2 protein-coding genes are annotated in these 1,749 nt (G+C 61.7%); one reads left to right on the top strand and one right to left on the bottom strand.

The genetic code is table 11. From position 1 onward, the window contains the following. Nucleotides 1–1,349, top strand: a 1,349-nt coding sequence (locus AC1D1P_RS22470) for a sensor histidine kinase (RefSeq protein ID WP_477674513.1), incomplete at its 5' end; no start/stop codon positions are given. 25 nt (nucleotides 1,350–1,374) lie between these two features. Here AC1D1P_RS22470 and AC1D1P_RS22465 read toward each other — a convergent pair. Beyond that, a partial coding sequence (locus AC1D1P_RS22465; RefSeq protein WP_477674512.1) for a response regulator transcription factor occupies nucleotides 1,375–1,749 on the bottom strand: 375 nt, incomplete at its 5' end.

Below are 1,749 nucleotides of genomic sequence, written 5' to 3'. Positions count from 1 at the left end.
GGCCTATCCAGGGCGCGCCAGATATCTCGCGCGAGGATTGGGTGGAAATGCGGTTGATCCACATCTTCATGCGGTATGCCCGCCCGGCCCTGCATTCTGCACTGGTCCTGATCGTGTCCATGGTGGTGATTCTCTACCGCCATGTAGACCTGCTCAGTCTGGGCATCTGGGCAACGGCGGCGACGCTGGTGACCCTGGTGCGGTATCGCGTCATCGGCATTTACCAGCGTTCGCTGCTGGGCGTCAGCGGCCCTGCGTTGCGCGCATTCATGGCGCGCTACACGTGGACGTGGCCCATGAGTGCCATGGTCTGGGGTGCGTCGATGTTTGTGTACTTCCTCAAAGCGCCCGTGTATGACCAGTTCCTCGGCATGATCGTCCTGGTCGGAATGGCCGGGTTTGCGGTGGGCACCTTTTCCTCCTGGCTTCCCTGCTTCAAAGGCTATGTGAACGGCCTGGGCATTTCCACCCTGACGGTATTTTTCTACCAGCTGATGCTGGAAAGAGGAATTTCTTCCACGTTCAATACCTGGGGCATGGTGGTGCTGATCGTCATTTACTGGGTGGTCATTCGCGTGTCGGGCCAGCGCTTTCACCAGGTGCAGCGTGCCAACCTCGAACTGCAGTACGACAACTCCGAACTGATCAGATCATTGACTGAAAAAAGCCGTGCCGCCCTTGAGGCCATCGAGATCAAGAACCGTTTTATCGCCAGCGCCGCGCATGACCTGCGTCAGCCGGTGCATGCCCTGGACCTGTACGCCGGCTGGCTGGCTGCCGAGCCAGAATTCGTGGCGCAGATAGCGCCCAAGATCGTCCGGTCCACCAAGGCGGTCAACGACCTGTTCAACTCCCTCTTCGACCTGGCGGGGCTGGAGTCCAGTCCGCTGCGGGTCAACCTGCAGGCCGTAGACCTGGCGGGGCTGGTGCAGGATCTGGAGGCGCAATACGCACCCTTCGCGCGGGAGCGCAACCTGCGCCTCAGGATTCGCCCTGCAGTGGGACAGGTAAGGTCTGACCCAGTGCTGCTTCAGCGGCTGGTCGGCAACCTGCTGTCGAACGCGCTGCGCAACACGCATCGAGGCGGTGTGCTGCTGGCTGTGCGCCGGCGGCGCGGAGTGCCATGCATCGAGATATGGGACACCGGTGTGGGCATCGCGAAAGAACACCAGAAGGCGATCTTTCAGGAGTTCTACCGGATTCCCCTGCAGGGTACCGAAGAAGGCTTTGGGTTGGGCCTGGCCATCGTTTCGCGCCTGAGCGAGGCGCTTGGGCATCCTGTGAGGCTTGCCTCCAGGAGCGGGCGTGGCAGTGTCTTCTGGGTGGAGTTGCGCACGCCAGGCCAGTGACCCGGCCCGGTGTTGCCCGGTCTTGCTAGAGCAAGCCCTGGGTGCGCGCCAGGTGGCTGGCCTGTGAGCGGCTCTTGACATTCAGGCGCCGGAACAGCCGCCACAAATGCACTTTCACTGTGTGCTCGCTGATCTGCAGCTCTTCGGCGATGTCGCGGTTGCTCATGCCTTTGTCGAGCATGACCAGCAACTGCTTTTGCCGCTTGGACAGTTTTTCCGTTGGGGTGGATGGCTCCGGGTCGAGTTCTTCACTCAGGAAGACGCGCAGGACGTTCGATATCTCGGTGGCCCCCGCAGACTTCTGGATGTAGGCATCGGCACCTGCCTCAATGGACAGGTCCTCGTAGTCCTGGGCCGGCGCGGCCGACAGCAGCACCAGGGGCACGTTGGGGAATTGGTG

Source organism: Polaromonas sp. P1_E1_2 (genome assembly GCF_056406035.1).
This window is presented reverse-complemented; position numbering and strand designations above follow the sequence as displayed.